The organism is Chitinophaga eiseniae, from assembly GCF_012641265.1.
Lineage (GTDB): Bacteria > Bacteroidota > Bacteroidia > Chitinophagales > Chitinophagaceae > Chitinophaga > Chitinophaga eiseniae_A.
Genome location: NZ_JABAHZ010000004.1, coordinates 685,684 through 709,505 on the forward strand (window position 1 = coordinate 685,684; position 23,822 = coordinate 709,505).

A 23,822-nucleotide genomic window follows, 5' to 3' on the forward strand; every position below is an offset into this window, starting at 1 on the left:
AAAATTCACTATACCAGTTTTTTCCTGTTAAAATAGAAAAGATGAAAAGAAAATTTGTGAAGTGTTGTTGGCTGTCCGGCTGCATCATTTTTTTGATGGCCTGCAGCGGTAAAAAGACGACCAATCATATATCCGACGCAGTAATATTACATCAAAACCAGGATCTTCTCACAGAGGTGATTATTTATGATGTATTTACGCCTCCGGTAGCTGCGCGGCTTTATATCTATACTTCATTGGCTTCCTATGAGGCTATCAGGTTTAGCAAACCAGGCGAGGCTTCTATTGCCGGGAAATTGAGAGGGTTTGCAAAAATGCCCGAACCGGAAAAAGGGAAGTCTTATGATTATACCCTGGCTGCTTCCGAAGCTTTTTTCACAGTGACCCGTAACATCAAGGTTTTTTCGGTCGACTCTCTGAAACAGCATGAAGATTTTGTGTATGGTATGTTCAGGGAGAAATTAGATGAGGAGACCTATAAACGATCGATCGCATTTGGAGATACCATTGCCAAAGCAATACTGGCCAGAGCAAAGAATGACGGGTATTTAATATCAAGGGGAAAACCTAAATACCTGGGTAGTAAAGCACCCGGAAAATGGAGGCCTACACCACCTGATTATTTAGACGGCGTGGAATGGTGCTGGAACACAATGAAAACAATGGTACTGGATTCTGCTTCCCAGTTTATGCCTCCCCGGCCCCCACAGTATAGCATAGACACTAATAGTTTTTTTTATAAAAATGCCAACGAGGTATATGCCATCAATAAAAACTTAACAAAAGAACAAAAGATTATTGCCCGGTATTGGGATGATAATCCTTTTGTAATAGAACATTCCGGTCACCTGATGTTCGGTACAAAGAAAATAACGCCTGGGGGGCACTGGATGGGCATCGCTGCTATTGCAGCCAAACAAACAAACGCCGATCCGGTACAGGTGGCAAAGGGATATGTTATGACTGCCATAGCCTTGTATGATGCATTTATAGCCTGCTGGGATGAAAAGTACAGGAGTAGTGTAGTGCGCCCGGTAACATACATTAATGAACACATAGATAATAACTTTGTACCCTTTTTACAAACACCGCCATTCCCGGAATATACCAGCGGACATAGTGCGATCACGGCTGCAGCTTCTACCGTGCTGGGATATATGTATGGTAATAATTTTTCTTTCCAGGATACCAGTGATCTTCGGTATATCGGCATGCAGCGGCATTTCAACTCGTTCCAGGCGGCAGCGGCGGAAGCTTCTATCAGCCGCGTATACGGCGGTATTCATTATCGCACAGGTGTTGAAGCCGGGGCTGAACAGGGAAAGAAAGTAGGAAATCTAATTATTGAGCGGGTGCTGGAGAAATAATTATTAAGCCCCCTGGAAAGGGGGCTTATTGCTGCCAGATTTGCTCTTGCATTTAACTATCGACAGCGGTTTAAAACAGGAATTGGTTTGTAACACTATCTATTGTAAAATATAACCTATATCTTCTATTGATCTGATCCTGCCTGACGGAAAAATTTGTTAAGTCTTTTTTATGAGTATAGTTATTTTTTTGTTCCCCAGGAGAGATTCGGTTTGGCTCCCAGCCATAGTTCCAATAGTCCCCCTTTGCTGAAGTCTGCATGGGAAAAGAAAAATTGTTGATGATCCCTGCCATTCAGGGATGCTTTTTGTATGTAACAATTTTCCCTGGAGTTATTATAGGTCTTAATCACGAATGTTTTTCCCGGGTAATAGTTGTTATTGAGTTTTATGACTATTTCGTCAAAAACCGGGCTGGTAATATCATACACCGGGTCAATAGCGCAGGTGCCATTGAGACTGAATAGCCCGATGGATGTTAAAGCGCTTACGCCTCCCATCTGTCCCTGGTCTTCATCATGGCCGCCATAACCTTTATCCGGTGTAACGGCACCATAGGCTTGTTCATTTACCCTGCGTACCCAGTATTGCGTCAGATCGGGGCGCCCGGCATAATTAAAAACATGCGCATTGGAGCAGCCCGGCTGATTAGCATAGCTTACGTACCCTGACCCATAGCCGTATACAAAATCCTGATCCTTTGATTGTTCAAATGCGAAATTCAGTTTTTTGCAAAGGGTATCTGCACCACCCATTAATTCGGCGAGTTGGGTGATACCGTGAGAAACAGACCAGGTTGCCTGCCAGGCATTTGCTTCCACCCAGCCGCTGCCGTCCAGCGGGTTCCGGTGTAACCAGGCGCCGTCTTCCTTTTTTGGAAAGAGCAGCTTTTGATCGGCGTCAAAAAGTTTTGTCCAGCCTTGTGAGCGTTTATAGAAATAATTAAAATCATTCTTTTTGCCTAATTTCTTTGCCATTTGAGCCAATGCCCAATCCTGGAAAGTGATTTCCGTGGTGATGCCTGCATTGGATGGGTAGTATCCATTTTTAATATAAAACTCCATTTCTTCTTTACCTCCCATCATACCTCCTGGTGCGTGATTTTGTTTCATTGCATCATAAGCCTTTAGCACGGCAGTTTTTTTCAGCACTCCTTTCTGATAGGCAGAAGTGATCAGGTTGGTAGCCGGGCAGCCTGTCATGATAAACGTATATCCGCCCGCGTTCGGCCCCCTGGGAAGTAGTTTGCCATTTTCGGCGTATTGGACCAGGCAGGCAGCAAAATCGTCGAGTACTTCCGGCCAGGCCAATCCCCATAATATGTTTAGATTCCATTGGGTGAGCCAGAAGGCATCTGAATTGTACATGTGGAACTTCACCTTACCATTATCATCTTTGGGTAATGTCCGTATTTTGAACTTTGTATTCACGGTAAAGTTTCCACGTCTTTCTCCTTCGGTATTATCGGGATAGTCTCCTGATACATCATCGAGTTTATGACGTCCCAGTAAAACATGCCAGAGGTCTGTATAGAATTTTTTCCGTTGGTTGTCACTGCCGCCTTTTACAGAGATGCGGCCCAGCATTTCATTCCATTCTTTTTGAGAATCTTCACGGAGTTGATTGAAATTCCAATGTTTGCATTCTGATTCCAGGTTACGACGGGCGTTTTCAACACTGGTATAGGAAACGGCGACTTTTAGCTGCACTGTTTCTCCGGCTTTTACATGATATCGTGCAGATACGCCTGTGGTAGGCGCATCATAGTAACTCATGCTACCGCTGTTTTTTGCTGTTTTCTCCGGGCTGCCCGCCAGCGTTTTTACATCGGATAGATCACGATGTCCATCCCAGCCATTAAGGGTTTCGAATGGTTTTTCAAAATCGATGGCGAAGTAAATCCTGACATTTTCGGGACCGCCCCATAGCCTGCCAGTTGTATTAACCGAGCCTTCAACGCGTGTTCCGCTTACTCTTTCCACGTGGGCATCGGTCATGGTGGTGGTAGACACATACCCGCCCAGGTTGATTAAAATATCAGACAGGGCATCCTGCGTATAAGTGAAGCGGTAAAAGCTTACCCGGTCGCCGGCTGTTTGTTCTACCCATACTTTATAATCATCCAGAAAAAGGCGATGATAACCAGGTTGGACAATTTCACCATCATGGGAAAACTTCGATTTCCATCCTTGTTCTCCTTTATTGGGAGCAACAATGCCTGTTGTTGGCATCAGCGTTATCCCTGAAAGCATCCAGCAATGAACTTGTGGAAACCCCAGTACTTCTGTTGAATTAAAGTTATATCCTCCTCCGTATTGATTCTTGTTGCGGGTGAGCGGAGCTGCGCCGATCATGCCAAATGGCTGGCTCCCGGTAACAAAGAAAAAGTAACGGCCGCGTGTTGTTTCTATATAAGGATCTACCAGGGAAATGGGGTCTGAAACCTGGGAAACAGCGGGATAAACTTCCACTTCCGACAAACCAATGTTGGGGCCGTCGCCGTCTGTTGTTTCGAAGCGTACCCAGTTGACCGTCTGGTCTGAAAAGGTAACTACCTTCGGTGCTCCGTCGTTAGGTATTTCAAAGACCGGTATCCGGGTGCCATTACTGAAGATGAGCATCCCTCCGGCGTTATGAGAGGTTTTTGTAGGGCGGTCGTAAAGGATAATTTTATTGATGGTCTGTGGTTGTTCCCAATCCAGTTGTATCCATGGATAGTCAATTAATCCCCAGAAGGTGACCGCACTTTTTGATATCCATTCTCCTGCGCCATCAGTCCTTATAATGCCATCAATCACATGAGCAGCGCTTCCCTTTTCATTCAACTCAGAGGATGCCGTTATCTTTGCTTTGCTGGCGATACTACCGGGTCCGGCATATAAGGAACTGCAGCAAAACATCAGTAATAAAACGATGCTGCCGGTGATCAGTAATTGTATTCTTTGCATACGAATAAAGGTTTAAGGGATGGCGACAGGCCACCTTAGTTTACTAATCGGGGTAAATAAGCTGGAATGATGCCGGTGAATATTTACCCAGGTGAAAGTCAAATGATCCGTTCTTTACGGCAATGGCCGGCCCTGTTTTATTTCCGCGCAAGTCAATGGGCAAAACAGCTTTCACTTTCCTGCTATTATTGAATTTTACTGTACAATTTCCTGAGATACCTGCCTGCTCCCATAAGCGCACAATCGTTCCATTGCCATCGGGATTTTCGCCAAAAGCAGTTATCAGCACACCGTTCCTCGAGATAGCTATTCCACCCTGTTTTGCCGGCAACTTGCCGGATTGGCCTGCTGCTACGCCGGTTAGTAGTGGCAAACGTGTTTCCCATGAATGTTGTACCAGGTTGGCCACGGTCGACGCACCTTTGTCTACCGGCCAGATACGGACGCTTTCGCTCCATGAGCCGTCTTGCCACAATGGGAAATTGGTATTCCACATATTGTTGTACAGATTCACAAACACGGCAGGTACTTTGGGGACGTAGTCCATGGAATATTTCCATAAGCCAGGTTCTCCCGGACTGATTAACGGCGCATCGGCAGACGACAGGGCCATTCCGGATTGATCAGGTTGAGTAACCGATACACCGGAGTTAACGGCCATCAGGTACCTGTTACAACCAGGTATAATATCTGTTGCCGGGTTAACAGGGCCTCCCAGGCGCCCAATCGTAAAGGTGGGTTGTTTAACGTTGAAAGGAAAACAGAGCCATCCTCCTTCGGGTTGTTTGTCTGCCGTTTTAGCGGTAACAGCCCATGAAACATCTACATAGGCAGTATTTCGGGGAAAGGTAAAGGTCAGGGTATAGTTTGTGGCGAAGCCTGATGTTTCGGTGGTTGTCAACGTAACAATATCTGTTACGTTAGTATGGGCGACGTTAATTTTCCATGCCCTGGGTGTAAATGCGAGGTAAGGCGCTTTGGAAGCATCGATCATCCCGGGTTTGCCAAGGTCGTTTAGCCCCCATCCTTCTTTAATCCGGCTGTAGGCATTAAACCATTTGTTCACTTCATGGGTACTGAATCGTTCATGCAGGAACTGGCCTATCACATATGTAGAGGAGGTATCCACCAGCTGGCGGCCGGTTGATTTTTCAATTAGTGATGAGATACCCCCTCTTGTCAGATCAAATACCACGTTGAAGTAAGGCGTACTGAATTCGGTTTTTTCATCGGTGGTAACGCTTTGTGCTTTCAGCTCATCCAGGGAATAGGAAACATAACCAGATGGCGGAACATCTTTGATGTAGCAATAGCTTCCTTTCTCCGAGGGATTTTCGATCATACCGGATCTTGTCCATGGGAGAGGATTATAAATCACGATACGTTTCCCGCTTTTATTTACAGCAGCTGCCAGCATATCCAGCCGCTGATGTAGCTCCTTGTCTACAATATCGTTGGTGTTAAGAATATACTGGCGTTTTTCATCGTAGGAACGAAGCCATTTTCTTTTACTACCGGTCGCTGTGTTATGTGCATCACTGTTTTTAAGGGTGGCGTAATTACCATTTTCGGGAAGGGGTTCAGCAGCTGCTTCGTCCATCCATTTCTTCCAATCGTCGCCATAGCTATAGCGGGGGCCGTATTCGGCATTCATTCCCCAGGTATGTTCACCATACAGGAGGCTTTGTTCATAAGCTTTTGCCAGTTTTTCCGAAAGGGGAGATGTTGATATTCCCCAGCATTGCATTTGTGTATTGAGGCCATCGAGTGCAGACTCGAGGGGGCGGATATTTCTGGCAATTTTGGTTTCCCTGGGATTTGATTGTATACCATGAATCCAGGTATCAGGGCAGTCGCCTTTTACAGTTGGTAAATCCGGATGTTCTGCCAGCACGGCTTTTGCGAAATCATCCAGGGTGCCAAAATGTATTTTAACACCGGGCATTTCCTTTGCCGCATAGGCGAGCAGCTTATCAATTTCCTGTGAGGAAGGGGGGCCATGATTATCGCCTGTCATTTGCATGGCCAGGTAATTTTTACATGGCCAGTTCTCAGTTGGCCTGATGTCAGATCCATAGAGGGAAGTGTAGTTGCATAGGATTTTTGATCCATCGGGGCCTTCCCACCAGAACAACTCTGGAAACCTGGGATATTGACTGGCGGGGTTACAACCCAGCTGGAGAAACTTAATTCCTGCATGGTGCAGTAATGTGGGCATTATCCAGGAATGACTGGGTACATCTGTCATTTTAGCGCTGATAGTCGTAGGAAGCCCATATTTCCTCGTAATTGCAGTCGAGTAACCAAGGCCCCGCACCAGGTCTTCATAGTCAAGCGATTCTGTATGGGTGGTAAATGGGAGGCCATGTACGACCAATGCCCCTGATTTTATGGCCTTTTCTATCCTTGCCCTTCGTTCCGGGGTTTGGAGCGGGCCGAGTATCTGGGCATAAAGCGGCCATCCGGAAACAGTCCAGGCAAAATGTTTTTCGGGGGGAAGGGTGGCGCTTTTCTCAATAACTGTGAGTGCATTATCCATCATTTCTTCCCGGTACCGTCGGAACACATTTTCCGGTAAATCTGTAAAGCCCAGATCAAAGTGGGTCTTAAATACAACCCATATATCTGTCACTTTGGGGTGGATGTTTTTCCCCCCTTGCTGCTGTGCAATAGCTGTTGCTATTGACATTAACATCAATAGCAGTATGATCTTGGTACGTTTCACTACGTGTAATTTTTAATATCTGGTGATCTATTTCTAAATATCGCGCTGGAATGTTATCTAAACTGGTTGATCATCATCACAATCCTGAAGTTATTTTCAAATGTATATACATATATACATATTGACAACATTTTTCTGATTTTTTTGATGTACGGTTTACTTTTCCGGCAAAATGGTTCAAAAGAAGTAATATTGTTGCTTCATACAAGCATATGAGCTTCAGCATAGATCATAAGAGCCCCATTCCGCTGCATATTCAGACAGAGGAGCTTCTCCGGGTAATAATCAGGCAGCCGCAATATCAGAAGGGCAAGCATTTGCCTAATGAAGTTGAGTTGGCCCATACCCTGAATATTTCCAGGGGGACGTTAAGGCAGGCGGTGAATAAGCTGGTGCACGAGGGCCTTTTGGTGAGGAAGAAAGGAGTTGGTACCAAAGTGAATAACATGGTTAGCTCGCGGGCTATGAACTGGTTGAGCTTTTCCCAGGAAATGGCTGCGAGGGAGATTCCTATAAAGAGCTTTGAGCTTCATCTCAGCTGGGTTAAACCGGAGGAGAGCATTGCCAATTTTTTTGAAATACCCGGGGATAGGAAGGTGTTGAAACTGGAGCGATTAAGAGGCCGGCCGGAAGGGCCATTTGTTTATTTTGTATCCTACTTTCATCCACGAATAGGGCTTACGGGGGAAGAGGATTTCGAAAGACCGCTGTACGAAATCCTGGAAAAGGATTACCTGGTAGTGGCTAATCTCTCCAGGGAAGAAATCAGTGCAAAAGCTGCCGACAAATTTTTAGCGGGTAAATTACAGCTGGAGTTGGGCGGGCCGGTTCTGTTTAGAAAACGGTTCGTTTTTGACCAGGCCGAACGTCCAATAGAATATAATCTGGGCTACTACCGGGCCGACAGCTTTATCTACAGCATTGAGAGCCGAAGAGAACAATGACCACGTTATTCTTATCATATAACAGCAATTAAATTACCGGGATACTTACTCCCCGGATTTAACCGACAGGTGTGTTTATAAGCCCTGCTATTGTTCTTACCGGGAGCAACTGCCTCCCTGGTGGCCCATTTCCGTATATATACTATAAGCAGTATTATTTTCATCAGCAGTTTAACGGCGATTTTGAAAGAAAATATTTTGGAAATTATCAATTTAGCAATATGTTTGTACATATGTACATACAAAGTGGGCGATAAGGACCAGGAAATTACCCTCGATGATCTATTGAGGAATTTCATGTCCCCTGATAACAAGAGATCGATTTACCAGTAAATTTTAAATACCCGGAAACGGATGAAAATCGGGAACAGGAAAATAGGAATGGATGTGGGCGGTAGTCATATATCGGCTGCTGTTATTAGTGGTGACAGTGGGAACTCTATCCTGAAAACCAGGACAGGACTTGATTCCCATGACAGTGCTTATAGTATCGTCGAAGCTCTGAGCCGAAGTATCAAGGCATTAGATACCGGGGAAAACGAAGTTGAATCGGTGGGGATTGCTTTTCCCGGCCCGTTCGATTATGAGAAGGGCATTTGCGCTGTCTTTAATGTAGGGGGGAAATTTGAGCAAACATTTGGCCTGCATATGGAACAGGCGATAAAGGATTTCACGGGTCTTCACGATACGCATTTCAAATTTTCCAATGATGCGCATTGTTTTGCAGCCGGCGCTTATCAATTGCACGGGCTAACCAGCAAACGGACTATTTTTATTACGCTGGGTACAGGATTTGGCTCCGCTTTCATGCAGGATGGTATATTATTACAAATTCACCCGGATATTCCAGCCTCCGGCGCGTTTTATGACCAGGATTTTCGCGACGCCAAAGCAGATGATTATTTTTCTACCCGGTGGATACTAAATACTTATGCGGAACTGAGCGGGGTAACCATTTCTTCCGTAAAGGAATTAGTGGAGAGCGGCGCTGCCAGTGCATATTCCGTAATGAGCCAATATGGCGAAAATATGGGTCGTTTCCTGTTGCCCTGGGTATTAAAATTTCAGTGCGACGAACTGGTCATCGGCGGTAATATCGGGAAAGCTTTTTCTTTATTTGGACCTTCCTTAAAAGCAGCCATAGGCCCTCTTTCGGATAAAATAAATATGGTACTGTGTGAAGACACAGAGGACTGCATTATTACCGGCGCAGCAATAATAGCCGGTAACGATAAACATTCAAATAGTAATAAGATAATGAGAAAAACATCACAGGCGTTATTACCATTAACGGCATCAATAGCGGAGACAGGCACTTACGATTTGTATCCTTCTTTTTCTTCCGGTGAAAAAGTGTATAAAGGATTTGATTCACTGGCAGGGGAGATATGTAACGAAAAGGTGGTAATCATTGACGGTTATGGCGGCGTATTATGGGAGAAATTCAGAGAACAGTTGCACGCGGCGCTGGTGACTGAAAACAAACGTATATTCTGGTATGACATCAACACCTGTCTGAAGCCACCCGCGGAAATAGATGCTATGATAGCCGCCAGTATGAATGGCGACGATCCGGTATTTGGGAAAAGATATACCGGTGACCTGATGGATTTTTTTGATGAAGGAAAATTAAAGCTCATCCATCCCGATCCTACCGCAGACATTTCCATTGTTTACGGAACAGGCGCGGCGTTGGCTGGATTCAAAGGAAAGCTGCTTTATGCAGATATCCCTAAAAATGAAATTCAGTATCGTATGCGGGCTGGCAGCATCGCCAATCTGGGTGCGAATGACACAGCAGAGAGTACGCAGATGTACAAGCGTTTTTATTTTGTTGACTGGCCGGTGTTGAGCAAGCATAAGGCAGCGCTGTTATCTCATATAGATTATATTATCGATGAACAACGTATAGAACAGATTACCTGGATGAAAGGAGAGGCGTTCAGGAGCACGCTGAACCAAATGTTGCAACAGCCGTTCCGGGCCAGGCCGTGGTTTGAAGCCGGTGTGTGGGGCGGAAACTGGATGAAGAAACATATTCCCCAGCTGAACCAGGATGAAGTTAACTATGCCTGGTCTTTTGAGTTGATTACACCAGAAAATGGAATTGTTATAGCCGGTGATAATAATTTACTCGAAGTATCTTTTGATTACCTGGCGTATGCAGATAATAAGAAATTACTTGGTAAAGCAGCGGAAAGATTTGGAACAGCATTTCCGATCCGTTTTGATTTCCTCGACACCTTCGACGGCGGGAACCTCTCTGTTCAATGTCATCCAAGGCCAGCATACACCAAAGAACACTTTGGAGAGGATTTTACGCAGGACGAAACTTATTATATACTCGATTGCGACCAGGATGCCGCCGTTTATCTTGGTTTCCAGGATCAGATCAATCCGGAAGCATTTAAAACTGCGTTACTGGATGCACAGGAAAATGGAGTTGAAATGGAGGTGGAGAAATATGTACAGAAGTTTTCCGCCCAAAAACACGACTTATTCCTTATTCCTAACGGTACTATACATGCATCCGGGAAAAATAACCTGGTGCTTGAGATCAGCAGCACCCCCTATATTTTTACCTTCAAAATGTATGATTGGCTGCGCCTGGGACTTAATGGCCAACCACGTCCGATTAATATCGAACATGGCATGAATAACCTTTACTTCGACAGGAAAGGTGATTATGTCGGCAACAAGTTAATATCTCATCCCGTAGTAGAAGAAGAATGGGAAGGCGGCAGAAAAATAAAGCTTCCTACCCACGAAGAACATTTTTACAGCATTTACCGGTATGAATTTACGGGCAGCGTTAGTATCAACACAAATAATCAATGCCACGTGTGTATGCTGGTAGAAGGCGATAAAATAGCTGTTGGTAGTGATGGTCATTCCTCCTGCTTCCATTATGCTGAAACCTTTGTAGTGCCTGCTGCTACCGGGAATTATGAAATCACCAATAAAGGGGGCGGTAAAGCATTTGTAGTAGTGGCGCATGTAAAGGACGAACATTGTTGAATCTATTTCAGCGAATAATATAATTCATCATCCGACAACCAAAATTTATGGCGCAGGCAAAAACAAGCCGGTTTATTGTATTTATAACGCTTATTGCAGCGTTGGGAGGTTTTCTTTTTGGCTTTGATATGGCCGTTGTAAGCGGTATCATAGAACCTGTGAAGTTACAGTATGGACTATCCTCTTCGCAGGAGGGCTTGTTTGTTTCCTGTGCATTGTTGGGATGTATTGCCGGTGTGGCGTTCTCCGGTTATCTCAGTGATAAAACCGGGAGAAGAAAAGTATTATTTATTGCGGCCTTTCTGTTTCTTATCAGCGCAGTGGGGTTTGCATTTTCAAAAGAGTATGCGGTATTAATTTTCTTCCGCATAATGGCGGGGATGGCAGTAGGGGTGGCCTCAAATGTATCTCCGTTGTATATTTCAGAAATTGCACCTGGGCACAAACGTGGAGCGCTGGTAACTTTTTATCAATTGGCCATCACCATTGGTGTGTTATGTGCTTATTTGAGCAATCTATTTTTACAGCGGAATGCAGCAGCCCATACAGGCGGCGGAGCAGGCCTGTTGTATTGGCTGTTTATAGAAAATGTGTGGCGCGGTATGTTTTTAGTGGCGGTAATTCCGGCAACGGTGTTTGCCTTACTGTTGCTGATCGTACCTGAAAGCCCCCGTTGGCTGGTACAATATGGGAGGACAGATGAGGCGCTGACCGTGCTGACAAAAATTTCCGGTGAACAGGAAGCGGCCGCTGAGCTGAAAGCCATCCAGGAAATGGCGTCACAACAAAAAGGCGGCTTTTCTGAGCTATTGCGTTTGCCTTTGAGTAAGCTACTGGCGCTGGCCATGATACTCACGGCCTTGTCGCAGCTCAGTGGTATTAACGGCATTATCTTTTATGGCCCCACTATTATGAAGTCGGCCGGTATTGTTACGAGCGACGCCCTTTTTTACCAGGTAATACTGGGGCTGGCCAATACTATTTTTACCATTATTGCCATTGTTAAGGTAGATAGCTGGGGACGCCGTCCGCTATACCTGTACGGTTCCCTGTTCTCCGCGCTGGCATTACTGTTAACCGGTTTTTGCTTTTTAACAGGCATAACAGGATGGCTGATGCTTGGGGCAATTATTCTCTTCCTGTTATTTTTTGCACTCTCACTTGGACCCTTAAAATTTGTCATCTCTACAGAAATATTTCCTACACATATACGAGGAACGGCGGTATCGGTTTGTATCATGACAATGTGGGTATCCGATTGGTTCGTAAATCTCCTGTTTCCGGTGATGAGAGATGGTTTGGGGATTGCTGTTACCTTTTTTATTTTTTCCTTTTTCTGTTTGCTCTCCTTTTTCTACGCTAAGAGCAAGCTAATGGAAACGAAAGGGAAAAGCCTGGAAGAGATAGAAAAAATGCTTGCTTAAGAAGAACAGAAATGGCAGGATAATTAATCAATAGGAGATATATCCGGAGAACGAACTTATACCAACGGGCCCTACGCTGACGCGCAGTAAGGCAGGGAGAAGCTACGTCATTTTTCTTAAAGCAAACACCTTTAAAATAAACCCAAGTTATTCCATATGAAATTACTAAAACTGATACTTTTATTAGCCTTTCCGGCCATGTTAAATGCGCAGATTGCGGCTGTGGATGCCGGGAAAGGGGGGGTAAACAACACGGTTACAGATATTGTGGTGGCCTTTAAAATGCATGTTGATATAGGTTATACAGACTGGGCTGAGGCCGTGCTTCAAAAATACTCAGGCCCGATGTTGGAAAAGACACTCAGCTTCATAGATCAAACGGCTTCGCTGCCTAAGAGTGAGCAGTTTGTATGGACCATCCCTGCATGGCCGCTGCAGTACATGCTTGACAATTGTACGCCGGAGAATAAAGTGCGGCTGGAAAAGGCTATTAAAGAAAAGCGTATCATTCCGCATGCGTTGCCTTTCACCGTGGAAACGGAGTCGAGCGACATGGAAAACCTTACCAGGGGACTATCCTTTGCCGACAATATCAACCGCCGGTTTGGACTTGAACCTGCCCGCGATGCCAAGTTCACCGATGTGCCTGAGCATTCCTGGGTCATTCCAACTTTGTTAAAAAATGCAGGGGTAGATATTTTGCATATTGGCTGTAATCCGGGCTCCGCTTCCCCTGATGTGCCCACCTTGTTTTGGTGGCAGGGACCCGATGGCTCAAAGCTGCTTACTTTTTATTGGGCAAAGTATTATGGTTCCGGAATTTTGCCCCCCAAAGATTGGCCCCATAAAACCTGGCTGGCGATGATCCACACGCACGAAAACACGGGTGCGCCTGATCCCAAAGACGTAGCTGCGTTACTAAAAGAAGCAAAAGAAAAAATGCCCAACGCACGGATACATATCGGAAGGATTGCTGATTTCTACGATTTGTTGATGAAGGAAAATCCAAAATTGCCGGTTATAAAAGGTGATATGCCGGATACCTGGATTCATGGCTTTATGTCGATGCCGGGGGAAGTGAAAACAAATAAAGTTTTCCAACGTGAAACTTATGTAACAGAGCAGCTGAATACCCATATGAACTTATGGAAAGGTAAGGATGTTTCCATAGACCGGTATGTAAATAAGGCGATGGAAAATATGTTATTGTTTGACGAACATACATTTGGCGGGGCCATTTCACATGGACATCAGCTGTTTTGGAAATATGGGGATGAATTTGAAATTAACAAAGCAGCGGATAATTATTACTTCCTGGAGAAGTCATGGGAGGAGAAAGCAGCCTATACAAAAATGGCAGAAAGAACTATGTGGCCATTGAAACGTAATCTCCTTTTTGAGTTAGTGAAATCTGTGCAGGATAAATCGCCACACGTTACCGTTTACAACTCCCTGCCATGGAAAAGAAGCGGGAGAGTGACGCTCTTCCAGAGCCAATATGAAAACCCGGTACATCCTGTACCGCCCATTACTGCATTAAAGGACATAGAAACAGGAAGGATTATTCCAGTATACCAGGATCACAATTTGCTCTCGTTTGATGCAGTTGATATTCCTGCCGGCGGGTATAAGACCTTCGTCGTTTCAGCTGAGCAGGCAGCAATTTCCCCAACGCTTTCCGCCAATGAGCAGAACAAGGTATTTGAGAACAAGTATTTTAAATTGACCCTTAATGCCTCCACAGGAACACTGCTGTCAGTCTTCGATAAACAAAACAACCGGGAACTGGTGGATACTCGGAGTAAGTATGCTTTCGGTGAGTATGTTTATGAGCAATTGGGACAGGAAGATATAGCGACCTACAACAATAATTACATAAAGCCAGGAAATGCGGACTGGGCGGGACAGGAGTTTATCCGGTTAAAAGAACAGCTGCCAAATCAAAAACGGATAAGATTCACGGGCAAATGTGATAGAATAGATTGGCTTAAAGACAAAAACATGATACGTGCGACAGCGATGTGCCAGCTAAATGACAGTAGCGCACAACGTTACCTGGTTAGTTACACGCTTTATGAAAATCAACCTTATGTAGAGATTACAGTCGGGTTGGATGGAAAGAAGCCTGTAGCCAATCCTGAAGCCGGTTGGGTAGCTTTTCCATTTGCTTTAAATAAACCGGAATACCGGTTGTTGCGCACCGGTGGTATAGTAGACCCGCAAAAGGATCTGGTGAAGAGCACAAATCACGATTTTTATTTTCTCAACACGGCAATGGCGATGTATGATAAGGCGGGTGGCATTGGACTGAATTGCCCACACACGCCGGGCGTGAGTATTGATCAGCCAGGAATAGGTGTTTATTCCAACACAAGAACCCTTTCTACGGGTACTGTATTCTCTAACCTTTACAACAATGTTTGGGGTACAAATTTCACAGAATGGGTGGAGGGGTCACACGCAGCGAGATTCTATGTCTGGAGTTATAAAAACTATGATGCGGAATCGTCCTTTATTACGCCTGCTGAAGAAACACGTACGCCATTGAGCGCAGCCTTTTATGCGCCAACGGGGTTGGCGTTTGCGCATAATTATGAAACCAGCGGCGAGTTACCCAATACCCAAAGCGGGCTTACACTTGATCGCAAAGGGATTTTGGTTACTGCATTCAACAAAACTGGAGCTGAGGCGAAGATTCGGTTTTGGGAAGAAGCAGGCCGTTCAGGAAAGTGCATCGTAACGCTTCCAAAGAATGCTTCGTTCAGAAAAGCCTACCTGTGTAATTTGCGTGGGGAACAATTAGATAAAGATGGGATTGTAATTTCAAACGGTTCTTTTTCATTTGAAATCGGGGCTAACCAGCCACGGACATTTATATTGAGGTAGTTCCGTAAAGGTCATAAACCACGTTACCTTATATGTTATTACGACATACGAGTGGCAATCGCGGGCCTCAGTGATCAGCAGGGCAGTAAAACCACGAATGAAGGTTTGATAAATAAAAATCTTAACTATGAAAAAATTTAAGATAGCTCTTTTTATGCTGATGCTGCTGCACATAGCAACAGAACGGGTATTGAGTCAAATCCCGATGCAAAAAAACAGGCATGTTAAGGATTCTATTGTCAACACGCCTGTGAAAGAGATCATCGTCGTTTTTAAAACACATTTTGACATTGGCTATACACACCGTGTGAAGGATATTGTACAGTACTACCGCACTGATATGATCGACCGCGCCATTAAAACTATGAACGCTTCACAGTCGGTACCTGCAGCGCAACAGTTTAAATGGACCTGCCCGGGGTGGGTGATGTCGAAGGTGATGGAGCCCTGGCCCGGACAAACAGCCGAGCGGAGAAAGCAACTGGATGAAGCTTTCACACAAGGGCGGTTTATCACCCATGCCATGCCTTTTACAATTGAAACGGATGTATGCGAACCAGAAGTGATTACAAGGGGGCTTGGTTTCGCATCAAGGCTTACCAGGCAGTACAAGCTTCCGCTTCCACAGTCGGCGAAAGTAACGGATATGCCTTCCCATTCAGGGGAGTTGGCAACGGTGTTGGGCAATGCGGGAGTAAAGTTTTTGCACATCGGGTGTAACTGGCCCAGCGGGTTTGTACAAACGCCGGGTCTCTTCTGGTGGGAAGGGCCGGATGGTTCCCGGGTGCTGACTTTTTATTCGAATATTTACGGTACAGCTACCGGTCTTGGCTGGCCTCACGAGTGGGGGAATGGTGAACATTTTGTGGGCCATGGATTACTACCACCGGCAGATTGGCCTTATAAAGTATGGCCGGCGATTTTTGTAACCCTGGATAATAGCGGTCCGCCCAAAGAACAGGACGTGAAAGCATTGTTTGATGAGGCACAGAAAAAGATGCCGGGGGTAAGGATACATGTAGGAACCATGGACGATTTTGCCCGTATCATCCTGGCTGAGCATCCCAAATTACCGGTGGTGAAAAAGGAAATGCCGGATACCTGGGTCCATGGTGTGATGTGTGATCCCGGAGGCGCGAAATTGTCGAGGGAGTCGGTACCGTTATTAGCGACGGATGAAGTATTGAATACGCAATTAAAGATCTGGGGATTACCGGCAGCAACCATTGCTGATTCGGTAGCAAAGGCCTATGAACTGATGGCATTGTATGCAGAACATACCTGGGGAGGTTCGGCTTCTGTTGATCAATATGGTGAGGCGTTCAAGAAATTGCCTCCTTCAAAGTATGCCGACCTGGAGGCATCCTGGGACGATAAAACCGGCTATATCCGGGATGCATCGGAAATTTCCCGTCGCCTTGAGCAGGAAAACCTGGCGCAGCTGGCAAAATCAGTAAAGTGCGCAGCCAACAGTGTTATTGTTTACAACCCACTGTCGTGGCAACGAAGCGGAATGATCACGGTGAACGGGCAGCCATTGATGGTAACAAACATTCCAGCCGGAGGCTATACTACCGTTGTTGTACCGGAAAAGCACGGAACGACTTCTTTACCCGGGAATGTTATCGAAAATCAATATTATAAAATAACATTTGATGCGAATAGCGGCACTATATCGTCGCTGATCGACAAGCACAGCGGGCATGACTGGGCAGCGGGAATATCAGGCTGTCAGACAGGCCAATATTGCAATGAACGATTCACCTACGAGCAGACGGCGGAATTTACAGCCGCGTATCAGCAGCACCGTGCATGGAAGATGTTTGGTGAAAAAGGAGATTGGTTGCATCCCGGCATAGAGAAACGGGGCATGATTTCCGAAAAAGAAGTTCCTTACCGGATGGCATCTCCCGCAGGGGGAAAAATAAGTATCCAGGTTGCCGGCCCTCAACAAACAGCATGGCTGGAAATGCCTGCCGATACAGCCAGACATTTACCGGCTTCAAGATTGACAGTATCGCTGATGGATGGACAACCCTATATCGACCTGGAGATGACTATCCTTAACAAGGCGAAGGACAACTGGCCAGAAGCGGACTGGCTGGCCCTTCCGTTCAATATTAAAGCACCGGTTTTTAATGTGTACCGCCCTTTGGGTGTAATGGATCCTGCAAATGGTATTTTAAAAGGCGCCAACAAACATCTTTATTCCGTTGGTACAGGCGTTACGCTTACAGATGCAAATGGAAGCGGTATCGCTGTTTGTCCGATCGATCATCCGCTGGTTAGCCTGGATACGCCAGGTTGCTGGAAATTTTCACTCGATTTTGTCCCTAAAAAGCCAGTAGTGTATATCAATTTATACAACAATCAATGGAACACCAATTACCGCTACTGGTATCCGGGTACCTGGAGTTCCCGCGTAAGAATCTGGACCTTTGATAGCCATACGCAAAAGGATGAAAAGATGACTGTACCCGCTCTGGAAGCCCGGTACCCGTTGCAGGTAGTTGCTCCGGAGAATAGCAACAACAGGTTGCCGGCAGAACAAAGTGGTGTGTCGCTATCAAGAAAAGGGGTATTAGTGACAGCTTTTGGGGAAGATCCGGATGGAAATAAAGGGACGTTATTACGCCTGTGGGAGATGACTGGTACTTCGGGAGAAATAACCATTTCCCTGCCCGGGCATCAGCATTTTACCAAAGCAAAACCAGTAACGCTTCGCGGGGAAACAAGCGGTAAGGTAATAGCCATTGTAAATGGAAAATTCAGATATGCCCTGAAAGGATTTGGCCCGGCGAGTTTTATCATAGAATAAAATAACAATTATAATAAAGGATGACGCTGCACTTACTTATTACCTTGTTGATACTGCTGTTGTTATTGCTTATTCAAAAAAGAATGCTGAAGAAGCCGGAAGATACCGTTTTTTTTAGCTCATTGAATATCCTGATCATCTATTTATTACTACCGCTATCGGTCCCATTGATGGCAGTGATCGCGGATTTTCTCTTCGAGGGATTTACCGACAATCTGGTTTGGTACTCTCTTGTTTTTATTCCGCTGTGGATGATCAGTATGTACCTGATGTTCAGGAATTTGCCATTACAAAAGGGGCAGGGCCGGGTTCGAAAGGTATGGCTGGTAAGCATGAACATCCTGTTGCTGATAGCTTATATCTGTGCTGTTTTTACGAGTCATCATGAACATGGTCCTACGCCAGCTGTTACAGATACTACATACCTGTTGGGTTATTTTACAGGTATCCAGGCAGTTATTATTTTTTCTGTAGTGATGCAAGTCTGGTTGCTGGTAAAAAGCGGCTGGGAAGCTCCTTTTATCTGGATAAAAATGTTGCTCACGGTTATTGCTATAGCACTCTATTTAGCCATATTATTTGATATAACTTTGCAAGTTAATTTTTGAAAGGAATCATTAGCCTTTTAATTTACTACCCGGGAAATAGGCACAGAGAGGCGTAACGGTCCGTCTCTGTGCTTTTTTTATTTTAAGTTACCGGTGTTTATAGTACTGGTAATAAAGGGAAACGGTATACTTCATGGGTAGGGATATTGTTAGTCCGGGGAGCATTTTTCATTGTCTATATAGATAAACTGTCCTATATTTAATTTTTCAAGCCACTCTTATAGATTATGCACCATTTGTTCCCCAATCAGTTTCCTGTGCTGCAAACCTCACGGTTACGCCTCATCGAAATACAGCATGTACATCAGCCGGATTTATTTTACCTGTTTACCGATAAGCTGGTAACCCAATACTATCATGTAATTCCATTGCGGGAAGTGGCCGATGTGAGGAAGATCGTGGATATGCTGCAACAGCGTTTCCGGGATAAACAGGCCATACGCTGGGGGATCGCGTTAGAAAACCAGCAGGAGTTAATCGGTACCATTGGTTTCAACAGCTGGGTGCCGGGGCATAAAGCAGTATTGATTTATGCGCTGGTGCAGGAATACTGGGGTAAAGGTATTATGACAGAAGCGATTAACGCCGTGGTACAATATGGGTTTGACACTTTGCGGTTAAAACGGATAGAAGCCGAAGTATTACAGGGAAATACAGGATCCGAACGGGTGTTGTTGAAAACAGGTTTTCAGCATGAGGGCTTGTTGCGGCAGGGGATGATATGGAATGGAGCGGCTTATGATATTAATATGTATGCGCGGTTGGCTACTGATCCACAGCCGGGAAGTATCTTTATTGACCGCCGTTGAACAGCATGACAATGCCAGCTGTTCCGGTGCAGCGGAACAATAAAGACACTTTTTATACCGTGGTTATTGAGTTAGCTTTTGTGGGCAGCCGCTTTTTTAGGAGCCGCTTTCTTGGTGGCAGTTTTCGGGGAGCTGGCTTTAGGGACGGCTGTTTTTTTAGCAGCTGCTTTTTTGCTGGCTGCTTTCTTTTTAGGCGTTACCGCTTTCTTGTCTGAAAGTCCTGCTACCATGGCCTTACTGGCTTTCTTAATGTTGCGGAGGAATTTCTTCTCTCCCAGCTTCTCTTTTAAATCAACCAATGCGGCTGTTAATACTTCGGCAACTTTTAAACCAGCCTCTTTTTTCAGATGCTTGCCGCCTGGTTTCCTGGAATCGCTCATGGATTTAAATTTTTTACAAAAAGTGATGATGTCCAAAATTAACAATTATATAATATTGCCAATGTTAAGTTTTATAGTCCTTTGGGCAAAAGAGGTATGTGTAATGTGAAAAATAAATATATGTGTTCCTGGCACTTTGAATTGGTTAAAGGGAAATCATTATAAATTCGTTATATTGGAGGTAGGCTGCTACAATGTGTTGGAGCTTGTTATTGTTTTAACCATAGGGGTATGGGTTCAAGAGATGTCATTATTATCGGGGGTGGACTATCGGGGCTCACCAGTGCCATTCATTTATCGAAGGCCGGATTGCATGTAACGGTGATTGAGAAAAGCACCTATCCATTGCATAAAGTATGTGGGGAGTATGTTTCCAACGAGGTATTACCTTACCTGGGCTCGCTGGGAGCCGATCCTGCTGTTCTGGGTCCTTCCCGGATCAGCCGTTTAATTATTTCAGATCATTATGGTAAAACCCTGGAAACGGTTTTGCCGCTGGGCGGTTTTGGGATCAGCCGTTATGCATTCGACCAGTTCCTGATGCAGCAGATGCTGCAAAATGGGGTGGAGCTGATTACCGATACGGTGACCAATGTATTTTTCGAAAACGACCGTTTTTTTATTGATACCAATGAGCAGGGCGTATTTTCGGCGCCGGTGGTATTGGGAGCATATGGAAAAAGAGCGGCACTGGACCTGAAGTTGGCCCGTCCCTTCATGAATGAAAAATCGCCCTGGTTGGCGGTAAAAGGGCATTACCGGGGTGAATTCCCCGCCGATACCGTAGGCCTGTATAATTTCGATGGCGGCTACTGCGGGGTTTCCAAGGTAGAAGATGATATTTTGAACATCTGTTACCTGGTAAGCTATGAAAGCTTCAAAGGCTATAAACATATAGAGGCACACCAGGAACAGGTACTGGCGCGGAATACGCACCTGAAAGACATTTTTGAAAGAAGCACCCCGTTATTCGATAAACCTTTAACGATTAGCCAGGTATCTTTCTCGGAAAAAGAAAAAGTGGTCAATCATATTTTAATGACAGGAGATACGGCGGGACTTATCCACCCGCTTTGCGGCAACGGTATGGCGATGGCCATCCAGAGCGCGCAGATAGCGGCAGAAAACGTACTGGCCTATTTTAATGCAACAGCAAGGAACAGACTAGCGATGGAACAACATTATACGAAAGCCTGGAATAAAATGTTCAGCGGCCGTATGCGCACCGGCCGTGTATTATCCCGATTATTCAGCAACGAAAAATTGTCGGCTACCATGATGAAGGGATTGATTCTCTTTCCTGGACTCCTGCCCGGTATTATCAGGCATACCCATGGTAAACCGTTAAAAGAGGCCGAAGTATGCGTGTAGATACCCGGTATCGAAGCGAGGCTCCTGAGATCATGGATGATTTTAACATGGAAGGGGCCTTATTGAAAGATACCCTGCGTAAAATTGCAAAAATCAACCGCCTCCTGGGAGGCAACTGTATTACCAGGAATGGCGTATCTGCACTGATAAAAAATATTCCCGCCCACCAACGGATTACCATCCTGGACGTGGGATGTGGTAATGGAGATATGTTAAGGGAATTGGCTGATTATGCCAGGAAAAACAACCGGTCATTTCAACTGGCCGGAATAGATGCGAACCCGGCTACGGTAACGTATGCACGGGAATTATCAGCATCCTGGCCGGATATTCAGTATTATTGCCAGGATATGATGGATCCTGCTTTTCAGCAACAACAATATGATATTATTTTATGTACCCTCACTTTACACCATTTTAAAGAAGAAGAAATTTATCGTCTGATGAATATTTTCAGGCAACAAGCCAAAATCGGGATTGTCATCAATGATCTTCACCGGAGCGCATTGGCCTACCGGCTGTTTCAACTGATCTGTGTGGTATTTAATCTCAACAGTATGGTCAGGTATGACGGGCAGGTATCTATTCTCCGTGGTTTCAAGAAAAAAGAGTTACATCAACTATCAGCCGTTCTCAATATCGGTCGGTATTCCCTTCAATGGAAATGGGCTTTCCGGTATCAATGGATAATTAATAATTTATGAGCGTTAAAATTCAGTCTGTCGCGAAAGCATTACCACCCTATACCAGAACTACCCAGGATATTTTTCCTTTTTTAGATATCTGGTTATCCGGGCAGGAAGAGCGTTTCGTAAAGAAAGTAAAGAAGATATTTGAGAATGCGGGGGTAGATAACCGTTATGGGATTATGGGACCGAAAGATGTGTTTACCAAAACTTCTTTCGAGGAAAAGAACAATATCTACATGCGCGAGGCCGTGGCGCTGGGAAAGGCCTGTTTGCAGAATGCGTTGCACAAAGCACATTTGCAACCTGCCGATATCGATTTTATTATTACCGTTAGCTGCACCGGCATCATGATTCCTTCCATGGATGCTTACCTGATCAATGACTTGCAGTTGCGGCAGGATATTGTGCGGTTGCCGGTAACGGAAATGGGCTGTGCTGCCGGCGTATCAGGCATTATCTACGCTAAAAAGATGTTGCAGGCCAACCCGGGCAAAAGAGCGGCCGTAATTGCCGTGGAATCGCCTACTGCCACTTTCCAGCTCGATGATTTTTCTATGGCTAATATTGTCAGCGCTGCTATTTTCGGTGATGGCGCCGCCTGTGCTATTTTGTCGTCCTATGAGCAGGACCCCGGACCGGAGATCATCGGGGAGGAGATGTATCATTTCTACGATGCCGACTACCTGATGGGTTTTCACCTGTCTAATACCGGCCTGAAGATGGTGCTGGATGTAGAGGTACCGGAGAAGATCGAAGCGCACTTCGGGGATATTATCCATCCCTTTCTCGCCAAACATCAGCTGACCATTGAAGATATTGACCACCTGATTTTCCACCCCGGGGGGAAAAAGATTATCAGCCTGGTAGAGGATCTTTTCCGCACCATGGGCAAGAAACTGGATGATACCAAAGAAATATTGCGGTTATATGGCAACATGTCGAGCGCCACAGTGTTATATGTACTGGAACGATTTATGGACCGGCAGCTCCCCAAGGGAGATAAAGGGCTGATGCTGAGCTTCGGACCGGGATTTTCCGCACAGCGAATTTTATTACAATGGTAAAAGAATTTAGCGATTACTGGGCATTAATACTGGGCGGTAGTACAGGATTGGGCCTCGCGGCTGCGCATAAGCTGGCGGCGCACGGCATGAATATCTGTATTGTACACCGCAATACGCGGGTAGAATGGCCGGGTATTGAGCAGTCTTTTGCCGCTATCAAAGCAACAGGGGTGCAATTGTTGCATTTCAACGCCGATGTACTAAATCCTGAAAAGCGTAACGATATCCTGTTGCAATTACAGGCTGCCATGGGAGCAAATGGGCGGATACGATGCCTGTTGCACAGCATTGCCAGGGGTAATCTCAAGGCTATGCCGGCATTGAGTGGAGATGATTTCCAGCTCACGATGGCACATATGGCTACCAGCCTGTATGAGTGGACAGCGGAAATACTTCAACACCAGTTGTTTGCTCCCGATGCCCGGGTATTGTCTTTTACCAGCGACGGGAGTTATAAAGCGATACCGCATTACGCGGCGGTATCTGCCGCCAAAGCGGCACTGGAAGCTATTACCAGGAGTATAGCGTTGGAATTCGCCCCACAGGGCGTACGCGGCAATTGTATTCGTGCAGGCGTTACCGATACTGCCTCGCTGCAACGGATTCCCGGTGGTAGTGAGCTGTTGCAGCATAGCAAAGCGCGTAATCCTTTTCAACGGGTTACCACGCCGGAAGATGTGGCAAACGTGGTATACCTCTTGTGTAAAGATGAAGCCGCATGGATCAATGGGGCTATAATACCTGTGGATGGCGGCACACATATTCATTAGG

At 45.5% G+C, this 23,822-nt stretch carries 15 protein-coding genes; 12 read left to right on the forward strand and 3 right to left on the reverse strand.

Features of this window, described 5'->3' with window-relative positions:
• Positions 1-41 precede the first annotated feature (41 nt).
• Positions 42-1,367, forward strand: a complete 1,326-nt coding sequence (locus HGH91_RS19735) for a vanadium-dependent haloperoxidase (RefSeq protein WP_168740504.1) — start codon at positions 42-44, stop codon at positions 1,365-1,367.
• Between the two features lie 182 nt (positions 1,368-1,549).
• Here the strand turns inward: HGH91_RS19735 and HGH91_RS19740 are convergent, their stop codons facing one another.
• Positions 1,550-4,315, reverse strand: a complete 2,766-nt coding sequence (locus HGH91_RS19740; protein WP_168740505.1) for a GH92 family glycosyl hydrolase — start codon at positions 4,313-4,315, stop codon at positions 1,550-1,552.
• A 43-nt stretch (positions 4,316-4,358) separates the two neighbouring features.
• Positions 4,359-7,040, reverse strand: coding sequence for a hypothetical protein (locus HGH91_RS19745; protein ID WP_168740506.1), 2,682 nt, complete (start codon positions 7,038-7,040; stop codon positions 4,359-4,361).
• 212 nt (positions 7,041-7,252) lie between these two features.
• Here HGH91_RS19745 and HGH91_RS19750 point away from each other — a divergent pair, with 212 nt between their 5' ends.
• The 7 genes from HGH91_RS19750 to HGH91_RS19780 all read left to right on the forward strand — a co-directional run bounded on the left by HGH91_RS19750 (position 7,253) and on the right by HGH91_RS19780 (position 19,547).
• Positions 7,253-7,984 (forward strand): GntR family transcriptional regulator, encoded by a 732-nt coding sequence (locus tag HGH91_RS19750; protein WP_168740507.1) that lies wholly within the window; start codon positions 7,253-7,255, stop codon positions 7,982-7,984.
• Positions 7,985-8,338: 354 nt separating this feature from the next.
• On the forward strand, positions 8,339-11,002 hold the full coding sequence (locus HGH91_RS19755; protein ID WP_168740508.1) for an ROK family protein: 2,664 nt from the start codon (positions 8,339-8,341) through the stop codon (positions 11,000-11,002).
• A gap of 47 nt (positions 11,003-11,049) precedes the next feature.
• Entirely contained in the window at positions 11,050-12,426 is a 1,377-nt protein-coding gene (locus HGH91_RS19760) for a sugar porter family MFS transporter (protein ID WP_168740509.1), read from the forward strand.
• Positions 12,427-12,708: 282 nt separating this feature from the next.
• Positions 12,709-15,312 (forward strand): glycoside hydrolase family 38 C-terminal domain-containing protein, encoded by a 2,604-nt coding sequence (locus tag HGH91_RS19765; protein WP_247651794.1) that lies wholly within the window; start codon positions 12,709-12,711, stop codon positions 15,310-15,312.
• Positions 15,313-15,439: 127 nt separating this feature from the next.
• On the forward strand, positions 15,440-18,130 hold the full coding sequence (locus tag HGH91_RS19770; RefSeq protein ID WP_168740511.1) for a hypothetical protein: 2,691 nt from the start codon (positions 15,440-15,442) through the stop codon (positions 18,128-18,130).
• 20 nt (positions 18,131-18,150) lie between these two features.
• The gene (locus tag HGH91_RS19775; protein WP_168740512.1) at positions 18,151-18,738 is read left to right on the forward strand and encodes a hypothetical protein; all 588 of its coding nucleotides are present in this window, start codon (positions 18,151-18,153) and stop codon (positions 18,736-18,738) included.
• Positions 18,739-18,965: 227 nt separating this feature from the next.
• Entirely contained in the window at positions 18,966-19,547 is a 582-nt protein-coding gene (locus HGH91_RS19780) for a GNAT family N-acetyltransferase (protein WP_168740513.1), read from the forward strand.
• Positions 19,548-19,618: 71 nt separating this feature from the next.
• Here the strand turns inward: HGH91_RS19780 and HGH91_RS19785 are convergent, their stop codons facing one another.
• Positions 19,619-19,927 (reverse strand): histone-like protein 2, encoded by a 309-nt coding sequence (locus HGH91_RS19785; RefSeq protein ID WP_168740034.1) that lies wholly within the window; start codon positions 19,925-19,927, stop codon positions 19,619-19,621.
• Positions 19,928-20,158: 231 nt separating this feature from the next.
• Here HGH91_RS19785 and HGH91_RS19790 point away from each other — a divergent pair, with 231 nt between their 5' ends.
• Genes HGH91_RS19790 through HGH91_RS19805 form a run of 4 tightly spaced genes read left to right on the forward strand, consistent with a single transcriptional unit; the run spans position 20,159 to position 23,821 of the window.
• Positions 20,159-21,298, forward strand: coding sequence for an NAD(P)/FAD-dependent oxidoreductase (locus tag HGH91_RS19790; RefSeq protein ID WP_168740514.1), 1,140 nt, complete (start codon positions 20,159-20,161; stop codon positions 21,296-21,298).
• The gene (locus HGH91_RS19795; RefSeq protein WP_168740515.1) at positions 21,289-22,002 is read left to right on the forward strand and encodes a methyltransferase domain-containing protein; all 714 of its coding nucleotides are present in this window, start codon (positions 21,289-21,291) and stop codon (positions 22,000-22,002) included. Before HGH91_RS19790 ends, HGH91_RS19795 begins: the two co-directional genes overlap by 10 nt.
• A complete protein-coding gene (locus HGH91_RS19800) occupies positions 21,999-23,051 on the forward strand; it encodes a type III polyketide synthase (protein WP_168740516.1) in 1,053 nt (350 codons plus the stop codon). Before HGH91_RS19795 ends, HGH91_RS19800 begins: the two co-directional genes overlap by 4 nt.
• Positions 23,045-23,821 (forward strand): SDR family oxidoreductase, encoded by a 777-nt coding sequence (locus HGH91_RS19805; RefSeq protein ID WP_168740517.1) that lies wholly within the window; start codon positions 23,045-23,047, stop codon positions 23,819-23,821. The genes HGH91_RS19800 and HGH91_RS19805 overlap by 7 nt, the downstream gene beginning before the upstream one ends.
• The last annotated feature ends 1 nt before the right edge of the window (position 23,822 follow it).

Bases quoted from the DNA above. Each gene is read 5' to 3' on its own strand.
- HGH91_RS19735 (WP_168740504.1), top strand. From the start codon at position 42: ATGAAAAGAAAATTTGTGAAGTGTTGTTGGCTGTCCGGCTGCATCATT.
- HGH91_RS19740 (WP_168740505.1), bottom strand. From the start codon at position 4,315: ATGCAAAGAATACAATTACTGATCACCGGCAGCATCGTTTTATTACTG.
- HGH91_RS19750 (WP_168740507.1), top strand. From the start codon at position 7,253: ATGAGCTTCAGCATAGATCATAAGAGCCCCATTCCGCTGCATATTCAG.
- HGH91_RS19755 (WP_168740508.1), top strand. From the start codon at position 8,339: ATGAAAATCGGGAACAGGAAAATAGGAATGGATGTGGGCGGTAGTCAT.
- HGH91_RS19760 (WP_168740509.1), top strand. From the start codon at position 11,050: ATGGCGCAGGCAAAAACAAGCCGGTTTATTGTATTTATAACGCTTATT.
- HGH91_RS19765 (WP_247651794.1), top strand. From the start codon at position 12,709: ATGCATGTTGATATAGGTTATACAGACTGGGCTGAGGCCGTGCTTCAA.
- HGH91_RS19770 (WP_168740511.1), top strand. From the start codon at position 15,440: ATGAAAAAATTTAAGATAGCTCTTTTTATGCTGATGCTGCTGCACATA.
- HGH91_RS19775 (WP_168740512.1), top strand. From the start codon at position 18,151: ATGACGCTGCACTTACTTATTACCTTGTTGATACTGCTGTTGTTATTG.
- HGH91_RS19780 (WP_168740513.1), top strand. From the start codon at position 18,966: ATGCACCATTTGTTCCCCAATCAGTTTCCTGTGCTGCAAACCTCACGG.
- HGH91_RS19785 (WP_168740034.1), bottom strand. From the start codon at position 19,927: ATGAGCGATTCCAGGAAACCAGGCGGCAAGCATCTGAAAAAAGAGGCT.
- HGH91_RS19790 (WP_168740514.1), top strand. From the start codon at position 20,159: ATGGGTTCAAGAGATGTCATTATTATCGGGGGTGGACTATCGGGGCTC.
- HGH91_RS19795 (WP_168740515.1), top strand. From the start codon at position 21,289: ATGCGTGTAGATACCCGGTATCGAAGCGAGGCTCCTGAGATCATGGAT.
- HGH91_RS19800 (WP_168740516.1), top strand. From the start codon at position 21,999: ATGAGCGTTAAAATTCAGTCTGTCGCGAAAGCATTACCACCCTATACC.
- HGH91_RS19805 (WP_168740517.1), top strand. From the start codon at position 23,045: ATGGTAAAAGAATTTAGCGATTACTGGGCATTAATACTGGGCGGTAGT.